General features: G+C 40.4%; 24 protein-coding genes. 13 read left to right on the top strand and 11 right to left on the bottom strand.

Features of this window, described 5'->3' with window-relative positions:
- Positions 1-35: 35 nt before the first annotated feature.
- On the bottom strand, positions 36-1295 hold the full coding sequence (locus ACLBWE_RS03765) for a hypothetical protein (protein WP_447601257.1): 1260 nt from the start codon (positions 1293-1295) through the stop codon (positions 36-38).
- 59 nt (positions 1296-1354) lie between these two features.
- Positions 1355-4186 carry an excinuclease ABC subunit UvrA gene (gene uvrA / locus ACLBWE_RS03760; protein ID WP_447601255.1) on the bottom strand — a complete coding sequence of 944 codons (2832 nt, stop codon included), beginning with the start codon at positions 4184-4186 and terminating at the stop codon, positions 1355-1357.
- Positions 4187-4481: 295 nt separating this feature from the next.
- Between uvrA and ACLBWE_RS03755 the strand changes: the two genes are divergently transcribed.
- From ACLBWE_RS03755 to ACLBWE_RS03740, 4 genes are all read left to right on the top strand, one after another.
- The gene (locus ACLBWE_RS03755) at positions 4482-5084 is read left to right on the top strand and encodes a TetR/AcrR family transcriptional regulator (protein WP_447601253.1); all 603 of its coding nucleotides are present in this window, start codon (positions 4482-4484) and stop codon (positions 5082-5084) included.
- Between the two features lie 3 nt (positions 5085-5087).
- Positions 5088-6065 carry a zinc-binding dehydrogenase gene (locus tag ACLBWE_RS03750; RefSeq protein ID WP_198078413.1) on the top strand — a complete coding sequence of 326 codons (978 nt, stop codon included), beginning with the start codon at positions 5088-5090 and terminating at the stop codon, positions 6063-6065.
- A 66-nt stretch (positions 6066-6131) separates the two neighbouring features.
- Positions 6132-6485, top strand: coding sequence for a DUF1304 domain-containing protein (locus ACLBWE_RS03745; RefSeq protein ID WP_004639914.1), 354 nt, complete (start codon positions 6132-6134; stop codon positions 6483-6485).
- A 52-nt stretch (positions 6486-6537) separates the two neighbouring features.
- Positions 6538-6879 (top strand): GlpM family protein, encoded by a 342-nt coding sequence (locus ACLBWE_RS03740; RefSeq protein WP_003654014.1) that lies wholly within the window; start codon positions 6538-6540, stop codon positions 6877-6879.
- A gap of 42 nt (positions 6880-6921) precedes the next feature.
- On the opposite strand, the gene ACLBWE_RS03735 is transcribed toward ACLBWE_RS03740, so the two are convergent.
- The 3 genes from ACLBWE_RS03735 to tenA form a co-directional block, all read right to left on the bottom strand.
- Positions 6922-7728 carry an SDR family NAD(P)-dependent oxidoreductase gene (locus ACLBWE_RS03735; RefSeq protein WP_447601250.1) on the bottom strand — a complete coding sequence of 269 codons (807 nt, stop codon included), beginning with the start codon at positions 7726-7728 and terminating at the stop codon, positions 6922-6924.
- 102 nt (positions 7729-7830) lie between these two features.
- Entirely contained in the window at positions 7831-8202 is a 372-nt protein-coding gene (locus tag ACLBWE_RS03730; RefSeq protein ID WP_348948551.1) for a MerR family transcriptional regulator, read from the bottom strand.
- A 66-nt stretch (positions 8203-8268) separates the two neighbouring features.
- On the bottom strand, positions 8269-8943 hold the full coding sequence (tenA, locus tag ACLBWE_RS03725) for a thiaminase II (protein WP_005044207.1): 675 nt from the start codon (positions 8941-8943) through the stop codon (positions 8269-8271).
- A gap of 262 nt (positions 8944-9205) precedes the next feature.
- Here tenA and ACLBWE_RS03720 point away from each other — a divergent pair, with 262 nt between their 5' ends.
- From ACLBWE_RS03720 to ssb, 3 genes are all read left to right on the top strand, one after another.
- Entirely contained in the window at positions 9206-10288 is a 1083-nt protein-coding gene (locus ACLBWE_RS03720) for a DUF475 domain-containing protein (RefSeq protein WP_045433654.1), read from the top strand.
- 147 nt (positions 10289-10435) lie between these two features.
- A complete protein-coding gene (locus ACLBWE_RS03715; RefSeq protein ID WP_348948554.1) occupies positions 10436-11800 on the top strand; it encodes an MFS transporter in 1365 nt (454 codons plus the stop codon).
- 51 nt (positions 11801-11851) lie between these two features.
- On the top strand, positions 11852-12445 hold the full coding sequence (gene ssb, locus ACLBWE_RS03710) for a single-stranded DNA-binding protein (RefSeq protein ID WP_004639902.1): 594 nt from the start codon (positions 11852-11854) through the stop codon (positions 12443-12445).
- A 40-nt stretch (positions 12446-12485) separates the two neighbouring features.
- Here the strand turns inward: ssb and ACLBWE_RS03705 are convergent, their stop codons facing one another.
- Together ACLBWE_RS03705 and ACLBWE_RS03700 are read right to left on the bottom strand one after the other, a co-directional pair.
- Entirely contained in the window at positions 12486-12809 is a 324-nt protein-coding gene (locus ACLBWE_RS03705) for an AzlD domain-containing protein (RefSeq protein ID WP_447601246.1), read from the bottom strand.
- Entirely contained in the window at positions 12806-13501 is a 696-nt protein-coding gene (locus tag ACLBWE_RS03700) for an AzlC family ABC transporter permease (protein ID WP_447601244.1), read from the bottom strand. Before ACLBWE_RS03700 ends, ACLBWE_RS03705 begins: the two co-directional genes overlap by 4 nt.
- Before the next feature lie 68 nt (positions 13502-13569).
- Here ACLBWE_RS03700 and ACLBWE_RS03695 point away from each other — a divergent pair, with 68 nt between their 5' ends.
- Positions 13570-14118: a helix-turn-helix domain-containing protein gene (locus ACLBWE_RS03695; RefSeq protein WP_005044199.1), complete on the top strand. Its 549-nt coding sequence runs from the start codon at positions 13570-13572 to the stop codon at positions 14116-14118.
- 326 nt (positions 14119-14444) lie between these two features.
- Complete coding sequence (locus ACLBWE_RS03690) at positions 14445-15887, top strand: amino acid permease (protein ID WP_003653993.1); 1443 nt, start codon at positions 14445-14447, stop codon at positions 15885-15887.
- 66 nt (positions 15888-15953) lie between these two features.
- On the opposite strand, the gene pdxR is transcribed toward ACLBWE_RS03690, so the two are convergent.
- On the bottom strand, positions 15954-17453 hold the full coding sequence (pdxR, locus tag ACLBWE_RS03685) for a MocR-like pyridoxine biosynthesis transcription factor PdxR (RefSeq protein WP_198078417.1): 1500 nt from the start codon (positions 17451-17453) through the stop codon (positions 15954-15956).
- 155 nt (positions 17454-17608) lie between these two features.
- On the opposite strand from pdxR, the gene gabT reads away from it, so the two are divergent.
- Both gabT and ACLBWE_RS03675 read left to right on the top strand, forming a co-directional pair.
- Positions 17609-18901 carry a 4-aminobutyrate--2-oxoglutarate transaminase gene (gene gabT, locus ACLBWE_RS03680; protein WP_017391017.1) on the top strand — a complete coding sequence of 431 codons (1293 nt, stop codon included), beginning with the start codon at positions 17609-17611 and terminating at the stop codon, positions 18899-18901.
- Positions 18898-20346 (top strand): NAD-dependent succinate-semialdehyde dehydrogenase, encoded by a 1449-nt coding sequence (locus ACLBWE_RS03675; RefSeq protein ID WP_447601240.1) that lies wholly within the window; start codon positions 18898-18900, stop codon positions 20344-20346. The genes gabT and ACLBWE_RS03675 overlap by 4 nt, the downstream gene beginning before the upstream one ends.
- Before the next feature lie 117 nt (positions 20347-20463).
- Here ACLBWE_RS03675 and ACLBWE_RS03670 read toward each other — a convergent pair whose 3' ends face one another.
- Positions 20464-21141 carry an isochorismatase family protein gene (locus ACLBWE_RS03670; RefSeq protein ID WP_003653987.1) on the bottom strand — a complete coding sequence of 226 codons (678 nt, stop codon included), beginning with the start codon at positions 21139-21141 and terminating at the stop codon, positions 20464-20466.
- Positions 21142-21311: 170 nt separating this feature from the next.
- Here ACLBWE_RS03670 and ACLBWE_RS03665 point away from each other — a divergent pair, with 170 nt between their 5' ends.
- The gene (locus ACLBWE_RS03665; protein WP_447601238.1) at positions 21312-22232 is read left to right on the top strand and encodes a LysR substrate-binding domain-containing protein; all 921 of its coding nucleotides are present in this window, start codon (positions 21312-21314) and stop codon (positions 22230-22232) included.
- Positions 22233-22249: 17 nt separating this feature from the next.
- Here ACLBWE_RS03665 and ACLBWE_RS03660 read toward each other — a convergent pair whose 3' ends face one another.
- On the bottom strand, positions 22250-23224 hold the full coding sequence (locus ACLBWE_RS03660) for a LysR substrate-binding domain-containing protein (protein WP_447601446.1): 975 nt from the start codon (positions 23222-23224) through the stop codon (positions 22250-22252).
- A 19-nt stretch (positions 23225-23243) separates the two neighbouring features.
- The gene (gene ycaC, locus ACLBWE_RS03655; protein ID WP_003653981.1) at positions 23244-23870 is read right to left on the bottom strand and encodes an isochorismate family cysteine hydrolase YcaC; all 627 of its coding nucleotides are present in this window, start codon (positions 23868-23870) and stop codon (positions 23244-23246) included.
- 277 nt (positions 23871-24147) lie between these two features.
- On the opposite strand from ycaC, the gene ACLBWE_RS03650 reads away from it, so the two are divergent.
- The gene (locus ACLBWE_RS03650) at positions 24148-25020 is read left to right on the top strand and encodes a pirin family protein (RefSeq protein WP_447601235.1); all 873 of its coding nucleotides are present in this window, start codon (positions 24148-24150) and stop codon (positions 25018-25020) included.
- Positions 25021-25375 lie beyond the last annotated feature (355 nt).

Genomic DNA, 25375 nt, shown 5'->3' with positions numbered 1-25375 from the left:
TTCCTCCCCTATAGATATTTTTTTAAAAGAGCTTTCTAGAATAAGATTTGGCTTAGTGAGTTTTGTAGAATAAACCATTTACCTTTAGGTTCATTTCTAAGTTTAGGTAGACCGCTATCCTGATCAGCATAATTTAGAGAAATAGAAACCTCTTTAGTAAAGCTCTGATCATTTTTGAGGTAATGAAGATGAGTTTTTATCACAGTACTTGATGGTGTTTGATCATTAGAATCCATAATATAAAAATCTAATAATTGGATAACGGAATAGTCATTTATAATCTTTCTTGTTTCTGCTCCATGATGACGGCCAATCGTATGAACTAAAGTTGGGGTAAGTTTCCCCCATTGCTTATCTTTCCATGATTGTAAGAACTCTAGTAATCTATATTCGGGACTATTTTTTTCTAATGTTTCAGGCGTTTGATTTTTCCAAAAATATGGACTTTGAATAGGACGCTTTCGCCATGAATCAATTTTTCGCTGAAGTTTAACAGTCTCACTATATTTTTTTAATGCTTCTGAGGGTGATTCCTCATTTTTGTATTTTTCAATACTTCTTTCATCTGCCCAGTCGATAAGAGCAGCTAAGACCCACCAACATTTAGAAGCGACTTCTTTATTGGCAAAATTTAAATCTCGACCATGCAAAATACCATTACGATAAGGAATAGTAATTTCCTCACAGGATGTAATTTTGCGTGATGAATTCATAATTGTTTTAAGAAATGGCAGTCCACTAGAATGAGCTGTAATACTGTCGAAAAGCTCAAATTCAGATTTTTCAGTAAAGAAGCCTATATGATTTGAAATATCATTTGCTAGACCATCTATCAGAGCCAATAGTAGAGGAATACATGAATGGTATCGTTTTTCTAAATAGTCATTTTTTAATAATTTGAGTAGATCTACTCTTAATTTAAAATGTTCACGGCTTTGACATTTTAATAATATTAGGTTTATAAATTTCTCATCAATTGAATCTATTAAGAGTTTTTTTGCTTCATCAATTTTGTTTTCCGAGCCAAGTTTTACTGATTCTTCTAAAATATTTTGGCTTAATGTTCCATGACAAATCCAACCATTTTCAGCAAATAGTGCATTAAATTGGTCTGGTAAGTCTAATATATTGCTCATATCTTGAATTTTTAGAAACTCTTCTTTTAACAGCCTAATCTTTGAATTTAATGTGTAAATAAGAGGAAATTTATCTAGTATTTTAAAACTTACTTCACCTATTTTGAGTAAGTTAACTAGTGGCTTAATAGACTCATTGTCTTTGATTTTTTTAGACATAGGGATAAAAACGGTGAATGAATCACCGTTTTTATCATGAAATTAGAATGAATTGTATTTTATTTAAGCATCGGCTTCAAGAAACGCCCAGTATGAGAAATTTCAATCTCTGCCACTTGTTCAGGTGTACCTTCGGCAATGATCATACCACCGCCTGAACCACCTTCAGGGCCTAAGTCGACAACCCAGTCTGCTGTTTTAATCACATCTAGGTTATGTTCAATCACCACAATGGTATTACCCTTGTTGCGTAGCTCGTACAAAATGTCGAGTAGCTTGGCAATATCATGGAAATGTAAGCCTGTCGTCGGCTCATCCAAGATATATAAGGTTTTACCCGTATCACGTTTTGCTAACTCGCGAGCTAATTTAACGCGTTGCGCTTCACCACCTGAAAGTGTCGTTGCAGCTTGACCTAAACGAATATATCCCAGACCTACTTGCATTAAAGTATCTAAACGACGATGAATCACAGGAATTGCATTAAAGAACTCAGCCGCATCTTCAACGGTCATTTCTAATACGTCTGAAATGTTCTTGCCTTTATAACCAACTTCTAAAGTTTCACGGTTATAACGCTTGCCATGACAAGCATCACAAGGCACATACATATCAGGTAAGAAGTGCATCGCGACCTTGATCATGCCATCGCCTTCACAAGCTTCACAACGTCCACCTTTCACGTTAAACGAGAAACGACCTGCGCTATAACCACGCGCTTTGGCTTCAGGCGTTTGCGCAAATAATTCACGGATTGGCGTAAATAAACCTGTATAGGTAGCAGGGTTAGAACGTGGGGTACGACCAATCGGGCTTTGGTCAATATCAACCACTTTATCTAAATGCTGTAAACCATCAATCGAATCAAACTTTTCTGCGGTCAGCGTGGTTGCACCATTGAGCTGTGTTGCTGCCAATGGAAGCAAAGTACGGTTAATCAGTGTTGATTTACCGGAACCTGAAACGCCAGTCACACAAGTCATAATGCCGAGCGGAATTTTTAAATCAACATTTTTAAGGTTATGACCACTTGCACCAGAAAGTTTGATGAATTCATCTGGGCGTGGTGATTGGGTACGTTGTTTTGGTATCGCAATTTTTAGACTGCCTGAAAGATATTGTCCTGTAAGAGAGTCTTTATTGTTCGCAATCTCATCATAGCTACCTTCACCGATAATGACACCGCCGTGAATCCCTGCACCAGGTCCGATATCAATAATATGATCTGCAGCACGAATTGCATCTTCATCGTGTTCAACCACTAATACGGTGTTACCCAAATCACGTAAGCGAATTAAGGTTTGTAGTAGGCGATCATTATCACGTTGATGCAGACCGATCGAGGGTTCATCGAGTACATACATCACGCCCATCAAGCCTGCACCAATTTGCGAAGCAAGACGAATACGCTGAGCTTCACCGCCTGACAAGGTTTCTGCCGAACGAGCGAGACTGAGATAATTTAAGCCGACACTGACCAGGAAGTGTAAACGCTCGCGAATCTCTTTAAAGATTTTATCGGCGATTTCACCTTTAGCGCCTTCAAGATTGAGATCTTGATAATAGTTTTCTGCATCCCCAATCGACATCTTAGTGATTTGTGCAATCGTCTTATCTTTGACCCGAACGTTGCGTGAAATTTCATTTAGACGTGAACCGTCGCAGGCATCACAAGCGGCATTCGATAGATATTGGGCTAAATCGTCTCGTACATAGTTACTTTCAGTTTCGCGGTAACGACGTTCAAGGTGCGGCAAAATTCCTTCAAAAGGTTGTACGCGTGTGTGTTTGCGGCCACGTTCATCGATATAACTTAAATCGACTTTTTCTTTGCCCGTACCTTGTAAAAATTTCTTTTGAGTATCTTTATCTAACTGGTTCCAAGGCGTATCAAGTTGGAAACCAAAATGGTCGGCAACTTTTTGCAGCATTGAATAATAATAAGGACGTTGACGATCCCAACCACGAATTGCACCTTCACTAATTGCAAGTTCAGGATTTGGAATGAGCTTTTCAGAGCTAAAATGACTGCGTGTACCTAGACCATCACAAACAGGGCAGGCACCAAACGGGTTATTAAATGAAAATAAACGAGGCTCAAGCTCGGCGACTGCACGATCACATTTAGGACATGAGTGTTTTGCAGAAAAAACGCGGTCTGGGTGTTCGCCATTCATCCATGACAAAACCGCAATATCACCGCCCAAACGTAATGCTGTTTCAAATGATTCGGCAATACGGTTACCTAAATCTTCGCGTACTTTAAAACGGTCAACAACAACTTCAATAGTATGCTTTTTCTTTTTATCGAGTTCAGGTGGTGTATCAATGTCAATGATTTCACCATCAACACGCGCACGAACAAAACCTTGACCTTGTAGTTGTTCGAACAAGTTGCTGTATTCACCTTTACGTTCACGAACTACAGGGGCAAGCAACATCAGTGCTGTGCCTTCTTCAAGTGTTTTTACTGCATCGACCATTTCAGAAACAGTTTGCGCAACCATCGGCAAGTCGTGTTCAGGACAGTACGGTGTACCGACACGCGCATAGAGCAAGCGTAAATAGTCATAAATTTCGGTAATAGTACCGACTGTCGATCGTGGGTTATGACTGGTAGATTTTTGCTCAATTGCAATCGCTGGAGATAAACCTTCAATCGAGTCTACTTCAGGCTTTTCCATTTGCGATAAAAACTGGCGGGCATAGGCCGAAAGTGATTCGACATAGCGGCGTTGTCCTTCGGCATAGAGGGTATCGAAGGCAAGAGAAGATTTTCCTGAACCTGATAACCCCGTAATTACCACAAATTTATCGCGTGGAATATCGAGAGACACATTTTTTAAATTATGGGTACGTGCGCCTCGAATACGGATATGACTTTGGCTCATAAAACATCTCAATTATGTATTAATGAAAATTTAGGTGTTGATTGATCAGTCTTGTGTTGTGCGACTGGTTATAAACAACAGATCCTATATATGATAACGATTTAAAATTGTTCAAGTGGTACAAAATGATTTAAAGCGACAAATTGTGACGGTTAAACGACAATCGACAAAATTTGTTTAATTAAGCAGGTTGTATTTTTAACATTCCTCTCTTTTGATTTCTACTCTTAGCAAATTTTAATGAGCAATATAATTTTACTAGACGACTGGTCTAATAGTGGGGTATTGTGTATGCATGAAACGACTAAATAAAAGTGAAACCACGCGACAACACATTTTGGATACCAGTTTTGAGCTGGTATTACACAAAGGATTTGTTGGCGTTGGTTTACAAGAAATCTTAAAGGCTTGTGACGTACCTAAAGGTTCGTTCTATCACTACTTTGCTTCGAAAGAGGCGTTTGGCTGTGCGTTGCTAGAGCAATACATGGCTGACTATAAAGTTCGTATGGAACAGCTTTGGCAGCACAGTGAACAAAGTGCCCACGCCCGTTTAATGGCGTTATGGCAGGCATGGATTGATGATCCGGTAAATGGTAGCTGGGCTGAAAACTGCCTGATTGTGAAGTTGGCGGCAGAGGTTTCTGACTTGTCAGAAGATATGCGCCAAATTCTCAATGACGGTGTGCACAAATTAACGCAACGTTTGGCTTTGCTACTCAAAGAAGGCCAACAAGAAGGATCAATTCCAAAACACATTGACCCTTTAAAAACTGCGCAAGTCATGTATCAGTTATGGTTAGGTGCCGCTTTACTCACAAAATTGTCGCAAGACAAAGCACATCTATATCTAGCTTTAGAAACTACCCAACAACTCTTAAAACCGATAGAGGAATAAAGCATGCGAAGTATTATCCATGGTAATTTTGGCGAACCTGTAGACGTTTTAGAGCAGGCGGATATGCCAAAGCCAGAACCAAAAGCAGGCGAAGTTCGTATTAAAACAATCATGTCTCCAATCCATAACCATGATGTATGGACGGTACGCGGAAGTTATGGCTACAAGCCTACTTTACCCGCTATTGGTGGTAGTGAAGCCGTTGGTATTGTAGATGCGCTGGGTGAAGGCGTTACTCATGTACAGGTAGGGCAACGTATTGCAGTTGCAGCTGTGCATGGTAGTTGGGCTGAATACTTTATTGCACCAGCTCAAGGGCTTATTCCACTCAATAATGAAATTGATGACGAAACAGCAGCACAGCTGATTGGTATGCCAATTAGTGCCCTCATGCTGTTGGACTTTGTAAATGTTCAACCGGGTCAATGGTTAATTCAAAACACGGCGAATGGCGCAGTGGGTAAAACTGTTGCTATGATTGCGCAGGCACGTGGTTTACCTGTAATTAATTTAGTTCGTCGTACTGACGCAATTGCAGAGATGCAAGCATTAGGCATTCAACATGTTGTAGCAACCGATCAGCCTAACTGGAAAGAGCAAGTTAAACAGATTCACGGTGACCAACCTTTAATTGCTGGTGTGGACTCGATTGGCGGAAGTGCGAGTGGTGAAATGCTGAACTTGCTTAGTGAAAATAGCTTATTGGTTTCGTTTGGAAGCATGACAGGTGAAACCATGCAAATTTCATCTGGTGATCTCATCTTTAAACAAGCAACTGTAAAAGGTTTCTGGGCGAGTGTGGTCAACAAAGAAATGCCAGCAGAACGTAAAAAAGAGCTTATTGTCGAGTTATTAACGTTGGCAACTCAGAAAAAATTAATCCTTCCTGTTGAAGGTGTATTTAGTTTTGATGAGATTAAAACTGCTGCCCAAAAAGCAACGCAAGGTGCGCGTCAAGGCAAAGTATTGTTAAAGCCGTAAAACACTAAAAGATCAGTCGAGAGACTGATCTTTTTTTAATATCTTTAAAATAAAAAGGAAAATTGTATGATCGGACAAGTTTTAGTGGGTTTAATTGCAATATTACATGTCTATATTTTAGTGTTAGAGATGTTTTTGTGGGACAAACCCTATGGCATGAAAGCCTTTGGAAATAATGCAGAAAAAGCAAAACTCACCAAAGTCATGGCACAAAACCAAGGTCTTTATAATGGCTTTTTGGCTGCGGGTTTATTCTGGGCTTTATTTGCAGATGCACCGTTTGCGACATCAATTGCCAACTTCTTTTTAGGCTGTGTGCTCATTGCTGGTATTTATGGCGGACTGACAGCCAGTAAAAAGATTATTTATATTCAGGCAGTTCCAGCACTGATTGCTTTGGTCGCTGTTAATTTTCTCTGAAAAGCGCACAATACAGCGTTTTGATATGGAAATGACCAGATAGGATAAGCGCATGTGGGCGTTATTTTTAAAATGTATGTTGGGGGCTGGGGTTGTCCTTATTATTTCAGTTTTATCGAAAAGTAAGGCATTTTATATTGCAGGTTTAGTCCCGCTTTTTCCTACCTTTGCTTTGATTGCTCATGTGATTGTTTATCAGCAAAAAGGAGCTGAGGCTTTACAGAAAACAGCTCTGTTTGGCCTATGGTCACTTATTCCATATGCCATTTATTTAGTGGCGGTTTATGTACTTGCAACGCGTCTGTCGATGTGGTCATGTCTAGGTCTGGCAACACTGTGTTGGGTAGTTGCCGCGGCAGGTTTAATTTATGGCTGGCAACTATTTCAGCATTAAAAGATTAAGAGATAACCCTTAATCTTTTAAATTGAACTAGCTTTATGACGGATCGATAACGCGGGTTTTGAGCATCCCTTCAACTAAATTAATCATCTTTTTGCGAGAAAGAATTCGAGGCAGTTGAGACGTTAAATAGTTGCTACAACCTACAACAAGAGTTGGTTTATTCTTATCTAATGCTTTAACCGTTGCAGATACAACATCCTCAACTGTAGAGCTTTTCATACCGCTGGTATCGGCATTAGCGACCTGAGTAAAATTGGTTTCCGTATTGCCCGGACAAACTGCCAAAAATTTAACACCCGAAGATGCATATTCTCCTGCCAGCGCCTCAGTAAATTGTAATACGTAAGATTTACTTGCTCCATAGACGGCAATATAGGGGAGAGGTTGGAATGCTCCTGTAGATGAAATATTAATCATGATGCCTTTTTTGTTAGCAAGCATGTGAGGCAGGAATAAATAACATAAAGACGTTACGCTGCTGATATTCAGCGTGATCATTTCTTGATAGGTAGATACAGATTGATCTAGGAATTTAGTCCATTTTCCAAATCCTGCGTTGTTAATTAAAATTTCTACCGATAATTTTCTAGCCTGCACTTCATCAAATAATATTTGAGCTGAATTGGATTGAGCTAAATCTAAAACGATAACCTCAACATTTACGTTATATTTTTTTCTAAGTTCATCAGCTAAATCATTCAGCTTTTGTTCGGAGCGTGCAGTCAAAATTAAATGAATGCCTAAAGATGCAAGTTTTTGAGCATAGGCTTTGCCTATTCCTGAAGATGCTCCTGTAATTAATGCTGTTGAACTTTTAAATGTAGAAAGATGAGCGCTCATTTTATTTATCCGTAATAAACGAAGTCATTACGATAAACCTTTACCCTAAGGGCAGAGTCAAGCACTCATTTTGAAAGCTATTTCAAATTTTAATGAGCTGTTTTAAGCCGAAATTTTATTGGTAATATAAGTTTGAATAATCTCATTCTCTAATTGCTTTAAATCTTCTTGTAAACGCGTTAACGCTGCTTTTTGCTCAATAATTTGTTGATTCTTTTTCTGAATGAGCTGTTGTGCAACTTCTACAGGAAATCGATTATTTTTATATTTTAAAGCAGACAAGTCATACAGTTCTGAAAGGCTAAATCCGACAGCTTGCGCGAGGCGAATCATCTTAACTGATTGAACATCAATCGCTTCATAAATACGATAATTTCCCTTTCTTTTTGCCATAGGTAGCAAGCCTAATTTCTCATAATGCCGAATGGCTTTAGGAGTGGCTCCAGTTAAAGATGCTAATTCGCCGATATACATATCTGTCTCGCATTTTATTGAAAATCGATCAGAGTGTTGAACCATCTGACCGATTCTTTTGAAGTTTTAAATATGATCTAAACCTAACCATTGTCTTTTGTGGTAGGCGCTATCCCAAAATAACCACTCAAGTTTTGCACCCATTGTGTACGCGGCATGCATTTTCTCTAACGTATCTGCATCACAACGTGCTGCAACTTTATCAACTGTCGCAATTACATTGCGAACGGCTGTATGGAACTCTTCGCCTGCATAGGTATCAATCCATGCTTGGTAAGGATTATTAGGAATTGATTTGTTTACAATATCTTTACCGACTTCGGCATAAATCCAGAAGCATGGTAAAAGTGCTGCAAGCACCACAGGATAGCTCTCAGACCAAGCAGTTGCGGTTAAAAATGAAGTGTAATGGTGGCCGGCCAACGTTAATGGCGTATTTTTAAATTCTTCTTTGGTTACGCCAAAATTTTTCATGAAGTCATCATGCAAACTGCGTTCAACCACAATCGCAATTTTGGCTGCATCTGAAAATTGCATGATATCGTCAGCTTCAAAAGCCTTTGCTGCTGCAACGGCTAAAACGCGGCCGTAGGCAACAAGATATTGAGCATCTTGAATAACATAATGACAAAACGCTTCTTTATCTAAAGTTCCACTGGCAAGTTCCTGATTAAAAGGCAGGTCTAGAATTTTCTGATATAAATTTAAATTACGTTGCCAGAGTTCTTGAGAAAAAAGCATAAAATCATTCCATTTAAAATAAGACAGCTGAATCGGATTTTAAATCAATTTTAAAATACAAAAATAATAATGATAGATATATCGCAAGAAAATATTTAATACGATTAATAAGTTAATTGGAAATTATAAATTTCTTTATTAAACAGAGAGATAAAGTAAAGGTAATAACGGCACAAAACAACATCGTTTTGTGGTTAATTATCGATATAATAGCCACGGTTTTAAGAAAGATTAAATTTAGTTCTTGGTATAGGTCTGATCCATGAAGCATTTCCGATTTTCGATATTTTTTACGGTGGTGTGTTTAGCGCTATCCGCTTATTGGGGTTTTACCCATGGACCTGAAGCAGGCGTGTCTACCATGCTTAAAGCTTTAACGATTACAGCCATTTTAGCTGTAATGGAGGTTTCTTTATCTTTTGACAATGCTGTTGTCAATGCATCGGTTCTGCGTAATTGGGATCCTTTCTGGAAAATGCTGTTTTTGACGGTGGGTATTTTAATCGCCGTTTTTGGTATGCGTTTAATTTTCCCAGTGGCGATTGTTGCCGTGACTGCGGATATGGGAATGATTGAAGTGGCTAAATTGGCACTCAACGATCCAAAAACTTATTCTGAACGCTTAATGGCCCACCACGCCGAGATTTCAGCTTTTGGTGGAACTTTCCTATTATTGGTTTTCTTAAACTTCTTCTTTGATGAGGAAAAAGAAACTCATTGGTTCAGATGGCTTGAAGCTAAACTTTCTAGCTTAGCTAGCGTACCGGCAATGTCTGTTTTTATTGCTTTAATTGCGATGTTAATTATGGCAGCAAATGTTGATGAGTCGCAGCGCCTTGTTGTGACTATGGCAGGTATTTGGGGCATTGTGGTTTATATCGGTGTAGAAGTATTAAGCCATATGTTAGGCGGTGAACCTGAAATTGATGAAGATGGCAACGCCATTATGAAAGATGGATCAGGCGCTGCTTCTGGTGTAGTTAAAGCGGGTATCGGTGGTTTCTTATACCTAGAAGTGTTAGATGCCTCTTTTAGTTTTGACGGTGTGATTGGTGCATTTGCAATTACCAGCGATGTTGTCGTGATTATGCTTGGTCTTGCAATTGGTGCTATTTTTGTCCGTTCAATGACAGTTTATCTTGTTGAAAAAGGCACGCTAGATGCTTATGTGTTCTTAGAACACGGTGCACATTATGCAATTGGTGCTTTAGCATTCATTATGATTGCAAGTGGTACAGGCGTACATGTACCAGAAGTGGTAACAGGTTTAATTGGTGTAGCATTTATTGTTTGGGCTGTATTTGCTTCAATTCAATATAGTAAACGCCATTCACATTCGTCTTAAGCTAATTTTCAGTAAAGATGTTTAGAATAAAGAGGCTAAATGCCTCTTTATTTTTTTAAGCTGAAATCGTTAATTTAAATAAGGTGTCCCGTATTTTTAGAAACGAATCGGCTTATAATTTGCCTAGTTTGATAAACGTGTATTGATATGATGAATGCTTTGGAACGTCGCTCAACTTTTGCCTTAAGTAGTATTTTTGCACTACGCATGTTGGGTTTGTTCATGATTATTCCTGTCTTTTCTGTAGTCGGGCAGTCATATCAATATGCGACTCCAGCACTCATTGGTTTGGCTGTGGGCGTCTATGGTTTAAGTCAGGCTATTTTACAAATTCCATTTAGCTTACTTGCTGACCGTTTTAGCCGGAAACCTCTTGTGGTGCTTGGCTTGTTACTCTTTGCTATTGGCGGTGCAATTGCCGGTTTATCTGACACGATTTATGGTGTGATTATTGGCCGTGCCATAGCAGGTGCAGGTGCAGTTTCAGCAGTCGTGATGGCGCTTTTGGCAGATGTCACACGCGAAGAGCAGCGCACTAAAGCCATGGCTGCCATGGGCATGAGTATTGGTCTGTCTTTTGTGGTGGCTTTTAGTCTTGGACCTTGGCTCACAAGCCTTGTCGGCATTTCTGGTTTGTTCTTTGTCACGACCATTATGGGCTTAATCGCGATTTTGATGCTCTTGCTTGTACCTAAAGTGACTCGTCATCATCGTAATTATCAGCAAGGCTACATGGCGCAGCTGAAGCAAGTCATCCAAATGGGTGATTTAAACCGTTTGCATGTCTCGGTTTTTGCACTGCACTTACTGCTTACCGCCATGTTTATTTATGTGCCTTCACAGCTCATTGAGTTTGCACATATTCCTTTAGCAAGTCATGGTCTGGTGTATCTGCCGCTGTTAGTAATTAGTCTGTTCTTTGCATTTCCAAGCATTATCGTGGCTGAAAAATATCGCAAAATGCGAGGAATTTTCTTAACGGCAATTACAGGCATTATTGCAGGTTTGCTGTTACTCATATTTGGTTATCAATCAAAATATGTATTACTCGCAGGCCTAGGTATTTTCTTTATTGCGTTTAATGTGATGGAAGCATTATTGCCATCGTGGTTATCAAAATGTGCTCCAATCCAGTCAAAAGCAACTGCTATGGGTGTAAATGCCAGTAGTCAGTTTTTAGGTGCTTTTTTTGGTGGCACACTAGGTGGTCAATTATTGATGTTACATAATACTGCGATTGGATGGAGTGTCTTAACAGGGATTGCTATAATATGGTTGCTAATTAGTTTTGGTTTAGCTCAGCCGCGGTATTTGTCATCGATTGTGTTGCCATTGCCGCAAGTGCAACAGGTGAATGAGTGGACCACACAGCTATTGGCAATTCGTGGTATAGAAGAAGTTGTGGTAATGCCTGACCAGCAAGTTGCTTATATTAAAGTCGATAAACAGACTCTTGATGAGGCTGCGCGACGTGATTTAACGCAGTTGTTCGGTAAAGAGGTAGCCATTTAAGCATAACTCTTATAAAGTAAAACATAGAAATGTATAGGATGAAGACAGCTAATGCGTGGTGTAAATAAGGTTATTTTGGTTGGTACTTTGGGTCGTGATCCTGAAACAAAAACCTTTCCAAATGGGGGTTCGTTGACTCAATTTTCAATCGCGACAAGTGAAGCTTGGACCGATAAAACTTCAGGTGAACGTAAAGAACAAACAGAATGGCACCGTATTGTTTTGCATAACCGTTTAGGGGAAATTGCTCAGCAGTTCTTACGTAAAGGTTCTAAGGTTTATATTGAAGGTTCATTACGCACGCGTCAGTGGACAGATCAAAATGGCCAAGAGCGCTATACAACAGAAATTCGTGGCGAACAGATGCAAATGTTAGATGGTCGTCAACAAGGTGAACAAGGGTTCGCTGGCGGCAATGATTTTAACCAACCACGTTTTAACGCACCTCAACAAGGTGGCAATGGTTATCAAAATAATAATAACCAAGGTGGTGGTTATAACCAAAATAGTGGTGGCGGCTATGGCAGCAACCCAGCTGGTTTTGGTAATGGTGGCAACAGCCCGCAAGGTGGTGGTTTTGCTCCAAAAGCTCCACAGCAACCAGCTTCTGCACCAGCAGATTTAGACGACGATTTACCGTTCTAAGCAAAGTTTCGAAAAAGGCGAGTTTATCTCGCCTTTTTTATTACTTAATTCCAAGCAAACGTAACAGTGCTGTACCAGCGGCTGCCAAGCAAATTACCAATAACAGTGGTACTTTTTTCCAAACTAATAAAAGCGCAAATCCAACACCGAATATACGCGCGAATCCGGCGAAATGTTGTCCTTCAAAAAATGTCGTCGTGACCGCAATCGCACAGAGCAAAACAGTTGCACCATTTGACAATAAAACTTGATATTTTTCAGAAAAAGTAAATTTGGCACCTAAGTGAAAACCAGCAAAACGGATGCTGTAAGTACCGAGTGCTAGCAAGCCTATGCCCAAAATAATGAGTAATTGTTGATTCATTTTTTTCTACCAAATATTAAGCCAAAAAGTGAAATCAGAATTGGAAGTCCTGAGGCCAAAAAAGGTGTGGTAATCAGTGCCAAAGTTGATCCAGCAAATGCAACTTTTCGAGTAGATTTATTCTTTAAAGCATTAAAAGTAAGGGCAATTAAAATGGCAGGGAAAATGGCATCTAGACCAAATGTTTTAGGGTCTGGAATAGCACTTCCAATAAAATAACCCGCAGTGACACCGAGTGGCCAACTCAGCATAATGCTGATACCACACAACCAATAAGCGGCTTTTTTAGTCTCAAAATCAGGCTGTGCCATGCCAAACAAAACGCTTTCATCGTTCATGATATGAGCCCCGAAATATCGAGAGAATTTACCTCTGATTAGTTCATTAACAGCAATCCCAAAAGGTAAATGCCGTAAATTGACGAGTAGTCCTGCAATTGCAGCAGCAATCGGGCTACCACCTACTGCTAAAAAACCAATAAAGATAAATTCAGCAGTTCCTGCGAGCACAAATACGGATAGGCAAAGTGGAATCCAGAGTGCTAAGCCATAACTTGCAGCGAGTGAACCTAAAGACATACCAACGACACTCGTCGCTAGACACACAAAGAAAATCGAGCGTGTAGTATCTTTACTAAGTTTCTTAATGAGAGTGTATGTGGTCATAGGATGATATAACGAACGATTTTCCATTATAATGAATAAGTCTGATTGTTTTGTCAAAACGAACGATCGTTTTTTTTATAGAACGGATGTGGTGAATGTCTCAGCCAATTGAAATTATTGCTAAAGGTTTAAACCGTGAACGCCAAAGAGCGGGGCTTTCTTTGGCAGAGGTTGCTCGTCGTGCAGGCGTTGCCAAATCTACACTTTCACAATTAGAGGCAGGGCAAGGTAACCCAAGCATTGAAACCTTATGGGCACTTTGTGTTGCACTAAATATTCCTTTTGCACGTTTGATGGAAGAGCCAAGCAATCAGGTGCAAGTGATTCGTTGTGGAGATGGCCCAACCGTTAGCTCTGAAATTGCGAATTACAAGGCCATTTTGTTGGCGACTTGCCCGCCGCATGCACGTCGAGATGTTTATTTACTCATTGTTGAGCCGGGCGAAGACCGTCTTTCAGAACCACATCCAGTCGGTTCTGTGGAGCATATTATTGTGGTGGAAGGTAAAGCTTTGGTTGGTCTAATTGATGAGGCAGTTGAACTCAGTGTTGGAGACTATATTTGTTACCCTGCCGACCAGAAACATATATTCAGAGCTTTAGAAAAAGGTACGAAAGCTTTATTAATTTCTGAGCAAAACTAAATAATTCCAATCTAATTAAAGTAAAACTTATTCATTTTTAAAATAAAAACTAAAAACCATTTCCCTACATGCAATCTAAAAAGAGCCAATTTTGCGTATAAATTTTGCAATTGGCTCTCTCTTTTATTACAAAAATGGCTCTCGTTTCTTCAGGGCCGAAACGACAAATTAAAGCCATTGGAAGTATGCATACGGAAGCGCCGGATAAGCTCAGTGAATTTTCTGTTTTAGGAATTGGGCAAAACGGCTAAATTTTTAGGGGATATAGTTGGCTTCGGAGGATTTCCGAGATTGGCCGATATCCTCCATATATTAAGGAAAATGATATGGCAGCTCATCAAAATGGTTCTGAAGCCAATCACTCCCAAAGTTTAAAACATGGACTTAAATCACGCCACCTAACGATGATCTCAATTGCAGGGGTTATTGGTGGTTCTCTATTCGTGGGCTCAGGTAGCATTATTTACAATACGGGCCCTGTAGTTTTTCTAACTTACGCTTTAGGTGGTCTACTCGTTTGGTTCATCATGCGTATGTTAGGCGAGATGGCCGTTTTAAACCCAGACAGTGGCTCTTTTTCAACTTATGCAGACCGCGCGATTGGTCGTTGGGCAGGCTTTTCAATTGGCTGGTTGTACTGGTGTACTCTCGCAATGCTCATGGGATGGGAAGCCTATGTAGCAGGTAAAATTCTCAACAATTGGTTCCCATTTATACCAATCTGGGCCTATATGGTCGTGGTCATTGTCGCATTGGTCGCAGTCAATTTACAAAACGTGAAAAACTATGGCGAGTTTGAGTTCTGGTTTGCGCTCATTAAAGTTATCGCGATTGTTATTTTCCTTGTGATTGGTAGTTTGGCCATCATGCATTTATGGCCTTGGGGTAATCCGGCTGCTTCTGGTATTAGTAACTTAACCTCTCAAGGCTTTATGCCAAATGGAGGATCATCCGTCATTACTGCCTTGCTTGGGGTCATGTTTGCCTATATTGGTGCTGAAATTGTTACTGTAGCGGCAGCAGAATCGGCAAATCCCTCTAAAGAAATTCGTAAAGCTTCTAACTCAGTGGTTTGGCGAATTATTTTGTTCTATGTAGGTTCAATGTTTGTCGCGGTATGCTTAATTCCTCACAACAATGAACTTTTGAAAGATTCGACTTGGGGAACCTATAGCGTAACGTTAAGTGCACTTGGTATTCCGGGGGCTCGCCATATTGTGAATTTTGTGGTGTTAACGTCGGTATGTAGTTGTTTTAACTCAGCACTTTACACGTGTTCACGTATGTTGTTCTCTTTAGCTAAACGTGGTGATGCACCGAAAAGTTTTGGTTCTGTGAACAGTAAAAGCAGCCCGTGGGTTGGCGTAATTGTGTCATGCTTTTTCTCTGTGATTGCCGTGATTTTAACTGCAACCAAGAGTATGGATGTTTATGACTTTTTCATGCTAACGACTGGCGCGGCAACACTGTATGTGTATTTGACCATTGCTTATTCGCAGCTTCGTATGCGTAAAAAACTAGAAGCTGAAGGGGTGAAAATTGACTTTAAAATGTGGATGTTCCCTTATCTGACTTATGTGGTGATCTTTGCAATTATTGGGGCAATTCTCACCATGCTGATTGAAGGCACATATTTCAAAGAAGTGATTTACACCACAGCATTGTTCGGCATTATTGTGTTCTTCGGAATATTGTCGGAAAAACTGGGTTGGGGTAAAGACCGTAGAACAACTCATCTCACTCATACTCAAGAAGAAAAGTTAGTTTAATATTTTAGAAATCAAAAGAGCCTGTTTATGAGGCTCTTTTTTATTCAGTATGATGAGATTAAAGAATTAATTCAGGGTTGATACACCTGCTTCACGTAAGCACTGGAGTAGCACACCAAAAGCCATCACCATATCTTTTTCATTGACGCAGGCAAAACCCATAAGTAAACCACGTTGCGCGTGGGCATGTGATTGCATGTAATACTGTGAAAGTGGGCGAACTTTGACACCACGTTCAAGTGCGGTCGCTGCAATCGCGACATCATCGCAAGAGTTTGGCAGTTTTAAAACCAGATGTAACCCTGCTGCTTCATCGTATTCGTGGATAAATTCAGGCCCTAGATAGCGTTTAATCAGGCTCACCAAGTAATCACGCCGTTTGCCATAGAGCAGACGCATACGACGAATATGTGCTTCATAATGGCCTTCACGAATAAATTCAGCTAGAGCTTTTTGTTCGAGCAAATGCCCACCACGATAGAGTTCAGCTGCCACAATCCGTAAGGGTGAAAAGAGCGGCTTAGGCACTACCAAATAGCCAATTCTTAAAGATGGATAAATGGTTTTGCTGAATGTGCCCATGTACAGCACTGGCGCATCATTTTCTAAACCTTGTAAAGATGGATAGGGCTGGCCTGAGAAACGGAACTCACTGTCGTAATCATCTTCTACAATCCAGCTATTGTGCTGGCGGGCAATCTCAATCAATTTGCGTCGGCGATCTAGGCTTAAATGTGAACCGAGTGGATATTGGTGTGAGGGCGTCACAAAAATGAGTTTAGGTGGTTTAACCGGATTTTCTTCGGGGATAATGCCTTCGGCATCGACTGGCATTGGTTGAATATCAACGCCATTAATACGTAAAGTATTACGCATTCCCCAATAGCCTGGATCTTCAATCCAGATCCGGTCACCAATGTCACTGAGCGCACGTGAGACTAAATCAATCGCTTGGTGAATACCTTCGGTAATAATAATCTGGTCAGCATCACACTGAACTGAACGGGCAACCCGTAAGTAGTCTGCCAACGCACTTCGAAGTTCAATACATCCGCCCGCGTTGCTATAAATCAGACGGTTAATGTCTGGCTCACGGCTTAATTTTGCTTGAATACGGCTAAAAATATGATGTGGAAACTCGGTAACGTCCGGAGCTCCAGGCACAAATGCACCCCATTGATGTGGAGAGGCTGCTGCATAGCCTAATAAATTTGAACCGCGTTGCGATAGCGCATAAGAGTTTTGAACCTTATGAATATTAGTTTTCTTTTTTTCATTCTTTGTATTTAAAAAGCTTTCGGGTAGTTTCTCTGCAACCCATGTGCCATGGCCTGTACGTGCTTCTAAATAGCCTTCAGCTTGTAGTTGTTCGTAGGCCGTAAGAACTGTATTTCTCGAAACATGAATTTCACTGGCCAAATCCCGTGAAGCGGGCAAGCGCGTTTTTGGTTGAACCACTCCATCAATAATGGCAGCGCGTAGACAACGAAAAAGTCGCTGATGGAGTTTACCCTCGATGTCCTGTTGGAGCCGTTGTAACAAATGATCTCCAAGTAAACTACGCAATTGGCTCTCTCCTACAGTTAAAAAATGGCTCTCGTCAGTTGCCGCCAGACGAGCGAAATTACATGCATAGGCAGTTGTTGTAAAGCACCCTGAAAATTAAGCACAGGATGTAAAAACCAAAGCTGCAACTGATGATGAAAATATGAGGGAATCAAATGGATAATCAACATTCTGCACTTAACGCACGTAAACAGCAAGCAACTCCACGTGGCGTAGGCGTGATGTGTCAGTGGTATGCGGAAAAAGCTGAAAATGCCACGCTTTGGGACAAGGAAGGCAACCAATTTATCGACTTTGCTGGTGGTATTGCGGTTTTAAATACAGGCCATCGCCACCCTAAAGTGATTGCAGCGGTAACTGAACAACTCACTAAATTTACTCATACTGCCTATCAAGTTACACCTTATGAAAGCTATGTCGCTTTAGCTGAGCGTATTAATGAGCGTGCACCAATTGCAGGACCTGCCAAGTCTGCTTTTTTCACAACAGGTGCAGAAGCAGTTGAAAATGCGGTGAAGATTGCCCGTTGTTACACTGGTCGTCACGGCATTATCACTTTTGGTAACGGTTTCCACGGTCGTTCATTCATGACCATGGCAATGACAGGTAAAACTGCTCCTTACAAACGTGATTTCGGTGTTATGCCAGCTGGTGTATTCCACGCGCGTTACCCTGTGCCTGCTAAAGGTATTTCAGTAGACGCGGCAATTGAAAGCGTTGAAGATATTTTCAGTGAAGATATTGCACCACACGATGTTGCAGCAATTGTGCTTGAGCCAGTACAAGGTGAAGGTGGTTTCCATGTTGTACCTGCCGAGTTCTTAAAACGTTTACGCGCTATTTGCGATAAGCACGGTATTTTATTGGTAGCAGATGAAGTTCAGTCTGGTTTTGCACGTACTGGTAAATTGTTTGCAATGAACCATTACGAGACTAAAGCTGACTTGATCACGATGGCGAAAAGCTTGGGCGGTGGTTTCCCAATTTCGGGTGTAGTTGGTCGTGCAGAAGTGATGGATGCGCCAAACCCAGGTGGATTAGGCGGTACTTATGCAGGTAGTCCGATTGCGGTTGCTGCCGCGCATGCAGTGATTGATGCGATTGAAGAAGAAAACTTATGCGACCGTGCAAATGAGCTAGGCGCTGAGTTGGTTGTTTCGCTTAAAGACATTCAGCAAGCAACAGGCAATGTAGTGACTGATATTCGTGCATTAGGTTCAATGGTTGCAGTAGAACTAGAAACTGCTGAGCAAGCAAAAGTTGTACAAAACTATGCAATGGAAAACGGGTTGTTACTTCTTACTTGTGGTAAATACGGTAATGTAATTCGTTTCTTATATCCATTAACCATTCCTGCTGAGCAATTCCGTCAAGGCCTTGATATCCTGAAACAAGGTTTTGCGACACTCAAAGCAGGTAGTGCAAAAGCAATGGAGCAATCTGCATGATTCAAAACAATTTGCAGTATTTATTAAAACATCCTGATATTTCATTAGAAGCGCCTGCATCAAATGATTATATCGAGGTAAATGATGCTGCTACGGGTGAAACTTTGGCATGGGTGAAAACCTATGACCGCACAGGGGTTGAAGCCGCAATTAACCGTTCAGCAAAAGCGCAAGCTGCTTGGAAAAAGCAAACTGCCTTGGCTCGCGCTGATGTGTTATTGGCATGGTACAACCTCATGCTTGAGCACAAAGAAAATCTGGCACAGATTTTAACTGCTGAGCAAGGTAAACCATTGGCAGAAGCTCGTGGTGAAATTGGTTATGCAGCATCATTCATCCGCTGGTTTGCTGAGCAAGCTCGCCGTGTTGATGGTGAGGTTTTAACACCGACACTACCAAACCAACGCTTGCTCGTGATTAAACAAGCGATTGGTGTCACTGCTGCAATTACGCCGTGGAATTTCCCGGCTGCCATGATTACACGTAAAGCAGGTCCAGCTATTGCTGCGGGTTGTTCAATGTTGGTTAAACCAGCAGAGCAAACGCCGTTAACAGCTTATGCGCTTGAAGTTTTGGCATTACAAGCAGGCTTACCAACTGATGTTTTAATTAACATTAGCGGTGATGCGGCTGAAGTGGGCAAAACTTTATGTGAAAGCGATATCGTTCGTAAGCTGAGCTTTACTGGTTCAACACAAGTTGGTCGTATCTTGATGCAACAATGTGCGCCAACTATTAAAAAGCTTTCACTTGAGCTAGGTGGTAATGCACCAGTTGTAGTATTTGACGATGCCAATCTTGAACAAGCGGTTCAGGGCATTATGGCAAGTAAATATCGTAACAGCGGTCAAACATGTGTTTGTGCGAACCGTATTTATGTTCAAGACGGTATTTACGATGCATTGGCTGAGCGTTTGGTTGAAGCGGTGTCTAAGCTTAAAGTTGGCGATGGCCGTCAAGAAGGTTCAACTCAAGGGCCTTTAATTGATGAAGATGCGATTGCAAAAGTTCAGTCTCATATTGCAGATGCAACTGAGAAAGGTGCAACAATTCGTATTGGTGGTCAGCGTTCAGCACTGGGCGGTACTTTCTTTGAACCAACTGTTTTAACTGGCGTAACGCAAGACATGAAAGTGTCTAAAGAAGAAACATTTGGTCCACTTGCACCGCTATTCCGCTTTAAAACAGAAGATGAAGCAGTAGCAATGGCGAACGATACCGAGTTTGGTTTAGCTGCTTATTTGTTTACACAAAGCACAGCTCGTCAATGGCGAGTAGGTGAAGCGCTTGAGTACGGTATGGTCGGCATTAACACGGGTGCAATTTCAAATGAAGTTGCTCCGTTTGGTGGCGTAAAACAGTCAGGTCTAGGCCGTGAAGGTTCAAAATTCGGCATTGAAGAATATGTTGAAATGAAATACCTCTGCGTAGACTTATCTGAGTAAGGAATAAAACAAGTTCGTTTTGTTCTGAACGAAAACATGCAGTTATGCTGTATGTGATGTTTCACAAAAACCGGTCATGCCCATTCATGACCGGTTTTTTTTAGATAAGATCGGGACTTAGCGTGCTGAGTCTAAAACTTCGCTATTTTTAATCACTTCTTGAGCTTTGGTATAGCTTTCAATCAGTAGCTGATAGGCAGGGAAAATTTGAGTATAAACTTGTGCCCATTCAAGTGCATCATCTCGATTCCATGTTTTTTGAATTTCAGAAGCAACTGCTGCCGTATCCATAGGAACTACACCAGCTTGAACAACACGCGCTAACGTAATTTCTTCCGCCATTTTGCTATAAGTTCCTGAAGCATCAACCACTGCAAAAACTTTATATCCTTCTGCAACCGCACTAATTGCTGGAAAAGCCATACAAACGCTGGTAATTGTCCCTGCAATAATAAGAGTCTTACGGCCAGTAGCCTTTACTGCGGCAACAAATTCAGGATTGTCCCAAGCATTGATTTCACCTTTACGGGCGACATATTGTGCATGAGGTGCATTTGCGTGAATTTCTGGAATAAGGGGGCCATTTGGACCTTGTGGGACAGAAGCAGTTGTAATCACTGGAATATTCGACAAGCTTGCGATTTTAGCCAATGCTGCTGCACGGGCACGTAATTCGGTCATTGGCATGTCTGCTACAGTTTGAAATAGACCACTTTGATGATCGATCAAAAGCATGACTGAATCATCTGGATCGATAACTGGACGCTGACCATTGAAGTTTGCTGGAGTTGTCATTGTTATATGCTCTGTTTGGTAAGGGTGTAATTCATATTACAAATAGGATAAATGGCGAAAAATATCTAAAATAGAACTCATTGTCATGCATGAAGAACAATATGGTATGTTTTATATTCAGCTTGCTGAAAATACACTGTGATTAATATGTGATATGTCAGGATGACCAGATGAAAGACTTAAATGACCTCTTTTTTTTCGTAAAGATTATTGATTGCGGCGGTTTTTCAGCTGCGAGTCACGAGTTGATGGTGACCAAGTCTTTATTAAGCCGACGTATGGCAGAACTAGAAAATCGGCTTGGTGTGAAGTTACTCAATAGAACAACCCGCCAAGTCTCGATTACTGAGGTGGGCAAGATTTATTACCAACACTGTAAGGCAATGCTGATTGAAGCAGAGGCAGCAGAAGAGGCGATTGAATATTTAACAGCGGAACCACGTGGCCTAATTAAATTGTCTTGTCCAACAAACTTACTGCACATTAATGTGAGTGAAATGCTCAATGAATTTCTGGCGCTTTATCCTAAAATTAAACTACATGTAGAGGCGACAAACCGAAGAGTCGACCTGATTGATGAAAGGTTTGATCTGGCCATTCGAATTCGGCCTTTACCTTTGCCTGATAGTGATTCTATTGTTCGTGAGTTGGCTTTGGCCCGGCAGTTTGTTGTTGCTAGCCCTAATTTAACCAGTCGATATTTTTCAATCTCAAGACCTGAGCAATTAGCCGATTGGCCTATTTTAATGATGGAGTCTTTTGCACCCGAATATGCATGGCATCTTTATTCTCAAGACCAACAAGAGGCCATAGTAAAATGCTACCCTCGGTTCACCACTACGGATTTAACAGCTTTAAGAAACGCCACGTTACAAGGATTAGGGGTAGCAAAATTACCAGAACTTGTGGTCTATGAAGATCTTGCTAAAGGAACACTCGTGAACGTATTGCCTGAATGGCAATTTCCTCCTGAAATGATTCATTTGGTGTATACAAGCAGGCGTGGATTGTTGCCTTCAGTAAAGTTGTTAATTGATTTTCTTGTAGAAAAGTTTAAAGAACTTAAACAGAATGCATCTGTTCTCTACTAAAAGAAGTACTCAATGCATTATGAAAATGAATAACCTTGAGCACTTTCAGGCAAATGTCTTAATTCATTAATCAGTGTTTCAATGAGTTTTTCAACCACAAGACGTTGGCCTTTTCTAGACACATAAACCAGTTGTAGCATGCCAATATTTGACTTCCAGTCAGGAAGAATATGAACCAGTGTGCCTTTACGAATTTCAGATTCAACGGTTAAAAAGGGAAGGTCTGCGATTCCTAGGCCGTCCATAACAGCATAGTAGACACCTGCCAAGTCATTACTTTTTATACGTGGTTGATAAGGCACATCAACCGATTCGCCATTGCGAATATTGCATAAATGCCAGATATAATTTTGCTTTTGGGTTCCCAAGCTAATACTTGGAAAGTCTTGTAATTCGGAATAATGCTCAATCGTGCGACCTTGTAGCAATTCAGGCGAAGCCACTAGACAGTGGTCGGTTTTAATCACATCACGAACAATAAGATTTGAGTCTTCATTGGGTTCGAAATTGGTCCGAATCGCGAGGTCGATGTCATCATGCAAAATATCTACTCGACGGCTTGTAAGTTCAAGAGATATTTCAACTTTAGGGTAGGTTTTTAAAAACTGATTTAAAATTTTTCTAATTTGAAAATGCATCATCAGAGGTGGGCAACTCACTTTTACCAACCCTTGAGGTTCACTTTTTTGCTTTAACAAAACGTTTTCTGCACATTCAACTTGAGCAATAACTTTACAGCATTCCTCATAAAACTCTTGGCCCAAATCGGTCACTTTAAAATGGCGGGTTGTTCTTTGAATCAGGCTGACATTAAATTTATTTTCAAGGTCAATAATGCGTCGGCTGAGCTTTGACTTACTAATATTTTCGGCTTCACTGGCCGCACTAAAGCCGCCGTGTTTTACGACCAAATAGAAATAATAAAAATCATCAAAAGAGCTTATCAATTTCAGATCAATCCATTTAAATGCAAGATTAGAGTGCTTAAGCATTCTAATCTTGGTCATGTCATTATTTTTGCGATGTATTAAAGCTATAGCTGGTCATCAGGTTACGATAATCAGGAATATGATTTGAGAATAATGCACCTAAACCTTCTACATCATTACGCCAGTCACGGTGTAATTCACATGCCATACCAAACCAAGTCATAAGCTGAGCACCTGCTTTTGACATACGGTCCCAAGCAGCATCACGGGTTAATTCATTGAAAGTACCAGAAGCATCGGTAATCACAAACACTTCAAAGCCTTCTGCTAATGCAGCTAAAGCAGGGAATGCTACACAAACTTCAGTCACAACACCTGCAATAATCAGTTGTTTTTTACCTGTCGCTTTGACAGCTTTTACGAAGTCTTCATTGTCCCATGCATTGATTTGGCCAGGACGTGGAATAAAAGGCGCATCTGGGAAAAGTTCTTTTAACTCTGGAACTAAAGGACCATTTGGACCATTTTCAAAACTGGTCGTTAAAATAGTAGGTAAATTAAAATATTTCGCAGCATCTGCAAGTGCTAATACATTATTTTTAAATTTATCTGGATCGATATCTCGAACTAAAGAAAGTAAACCTGCTTGGTGGTCAACTAAAAGAACTGCAGCATTATCCTTGTCTAAACGCACGTAATCTTGAGCCATTTTTTATTTCCTCATGTTATCAAAATGAATGATGAAAAATTATTGAGTAGGTCATCATTGCCTAAAATTATGCTAGTTGAGTTTTATGTTGTGATTAAGTCTAAAAAATAGGATTAAGAATTTTAAAAATAGGACGATAGCCGAGACATATTCTGAAAAGGCACGATTGTCTCATAGATGAAATAATGTGTTGCTAATCCTGATCTATAAACTGCAATTATTGAGGCGTAAAATCAATCCCAGTTCAAGAAAATCCTACATATATAGGAGAGATCAGATGAAGAAATTTCTTGGTGCATATCAAAATAACCAGATGCATTGGGTGGGTGATGGTTTCCCTGTATATAACCTATTCTCTTATGACCGTTTAGGCCAAACCCTAAGCCCATTTTTGCTACTGGATTATGCAGCGCCTTATAGCTTCTCACCAACGACCGAGCAGCAAGGTGTAGGTTCCCATCCTCACCGCGGTTTTGAAACAGTAACAATCGCCTACCAAGGCGAAGTGACGCATAAAGACTCAAGCGGCGGTGGCGGAACCATTAAAACTGGTGATGTGCAATGGATGACTGCTGGTGCAGGCGTGTTACATGAAGAGTTCCATTCTCCTGAATTTGCAGAGCATGGCGGTCTTTTTGAGATGGTGCAATTGTGGGTAAATTTACCTGCCAATTCAAAAATGACTCCTGGAAAATACCAGGCGATTGAAGCCAAAGATATTCCAGACATTGCACTAGATGAGCATGGTAGCCATTTGCGTGTGATTGCAGGTGAATATGCAGATGCAGAAGGTGCAGCAACTACATTTAGTCCACTAAATGTATGGGATGGCAAACTGGTTAAAGGCCAAAAACATACTCTTTATGTGCCTGAAGGTCATACCACGCTTGTTGTGGTGTTAGAGGGGACAGTTGTGGTTAATGACTCAAACCGTCTTGAAGGTAAAACCGTTGCGATTTTATCTCGTGAAGGCGTTGAGTTCACCCTAAATGCAGAAGAAGACACTAAATTTTTGGTGTTAACAGGTCAACCGCTTAATGAGCCAATCGAAGGTTATGGTCCATTTGTAATGAATACCAAAGCTGAGATTATGGAAGCGATTAATGATTTTAATCGTGGAAAATTCGGTTCAATCATGCAAGAAGGATAAATCCTCTCGATTAACCCTTAAAGCAAAGTAATAAAAAGCCCGCTATCAAGTGTGAATAGCGGGCTTTTTCGCTGTAAAGGTTCTGTTTTTATGATGGTTGGCATTGTTGTTTCGGCATTGTTTTATGTGATTTGGTTCTCATTATTGTGGTTTCATGATATCCCAAAAAAAGATAGTTGTAAAACAAATGATATAAATATAGTTAAATTATCTTATTTATTTAAAAGATTTTTTTTAAATTTCTAAAGAATATAAGGTTTTATATGCTTATTTGTTTTTGTAAGAAAATATAAAAAAAGAGATGGGTAAGAAACTAAATATTTTGTATATAAATTCATGTAAAAAATAAAAATCT

Source organism: Acinetobacter sp. M5A5_2a (genome assembly GCF_053345265.1).
The sequence above is the reverse complement of the archived record's forward strand: the minus strand, read 5'-3'. Positions and strand labels throughout refer to the sequence as shown.

Coding starts and splice junctions, on each gene's coding strand:
- ACLBWE_RS03765 (WP_447601257.1), bottom strand. CDS start 1,295: ATGTCTAAAAAAATCAAAGACAATGAGTCTATTAAGCCACTAGTTAAC.
- uvrA (WP_447601255.1), bottom strand. CDS start 4,186: ATGAGCCAAAGTCATATCCGTATTCGAGGCGCACGTACCCATAATTTA.
- ACLBWE_RS03755 (WP_447601253.1), top strand. CDS start 4,482: ATGAAACGACTAAATAAAAGTGAAACCACGCGACAACACATTTTGGAT.
- ACLBWE_RS03750 (WP_198078413.1), top strand. CDS start 5,088: ATGCGAAGTATTATCCATGGTAATTTTGGCGAACCTGTAGACGTTTTA.
- ACLBWE_RS03745 (WP_004639914.1), top strand. CDS start 6,132: ATGATCGGACAAGTTTTAGTGGGTTTAATTGCAATATTACATGTCTAT.
- ACLBWE_RS03740 (WP_003654014.1), top strand. CDS start 6,538: ATGTGGGCGTTATTTTTAAAATGTATGTTGGGGGCTGGGGTTGTCCTT.
- ACLBWE_RS03735 (WP_447601250.1), bottom strand. CDS start 7,728: ATGAGCGCTCATCTTTCTACATTTAAAAGTTCAACAGCATTAATTACA.
- ACLBWE_RS03730 (WP_348948551.1), bottom strand. CDS start 8,202: ATGTATATCGGCGAATTAGCATCTTTAACTGGAGCCACTCCTAAAGCC.
- tenA (WP_005044207.1), bottom strand. CDS start 8,943: ATGCTTTTTTCTCAAGAACTCTGGCAACGTAATTTAAATTTATATCAG.
- ACLBWE_RS03720 (WP_045433654.1), top strand. CDS start 9,206: ATGAAGCATTTCCGATTTTCGATATTTTTTACGGTGGTGTGTTTAGCG.
- ACLBWE_RS03715 (WP_348948554.1), top strand. CDS start 10,436: ATGATGAATGCTTTGGAACGTCGCTCAACTTTTGCCTTAAGTAGTATT.
- ssb (WP_004639902.1), top strand. CDS start 11,852: ATGCGTGGTGTAAATAAGGTTATTTTGGTTGGTACTTTGGGTCGTGAT.
- ACLBWE_RS03705 (WP_447601246.1), bottom strand. CDS start 12,809: ATGAATCAACAATTACTCATTATTTTGGGCATAGGCTTGCTAGCACTC.
- ACLBWE_RS03700 (WP_447601244.1), bottom strand. CDS start 13,501: ATGGAAAATCGTTCGTTATATCATCCTATGACCACATACACTCTCATT.
- ACLBWE_RS03695 (WP_005044199.1), top strand. CDS start 13,570: ATGTCTCAGCCAATTGAAATTATTGCTAAAGGTTTAAACCGTGAACGC.
- ACLBWE_RS03690 (WP_003653993.1), top strand. CDS start 14,445: ATGGCAGCTCATCAAAATGGTTCTGAAGCCAATCACTCCCAAAGTTTA.
- gabT (WP_017391017.1), top strand. CDS start 17,609: ATGGATAATCAACATTCTGCACTTAACGCACGTAAACAGCAAGCAACT.
- ACLBWE_RS03675 (WP_447601240.1), top strand. CDS start 18,898: ATGATTCAAAACAATTTGCAGTATTTATTAAAACATCCTGATATTTCA.
- ACLBWE_RS03670 (WP_003653987.1), bottom strand. CDS start 21,141: ATGACAACTCCAGCAAACTTCAATGGTCAGCGTCCAGTTATCGATCCA.
- ACLBWE_RS03665 (WP_447601238.1), top strand. CDS start 21,312: ATGAAAGACTTAAATGACCTCTTTTTTTTCGTAAAGATTATTGATTGC.
- ACLBWE_RS03660 (WP_447601446.1), bottom strand. CDS start 23,224: ATGCTTAAGCACTCTAATCTTGCATTTAAATGGATTGATCTGAAATTG.
- ycaC (WP_003653981.1), bottom strand. CDS start 23,870: ATGGCTCAAGATTACGTGCGTTTAGACAAGGATAATGCTGCAGTTCTT.
- ACLBWE_RS03650 (WP_447601235.1), top strand. CDS start 24,148: ATGAAGAAATTTCTTGGTGCATATCAAAATAACCAGATGCATTGGGTG.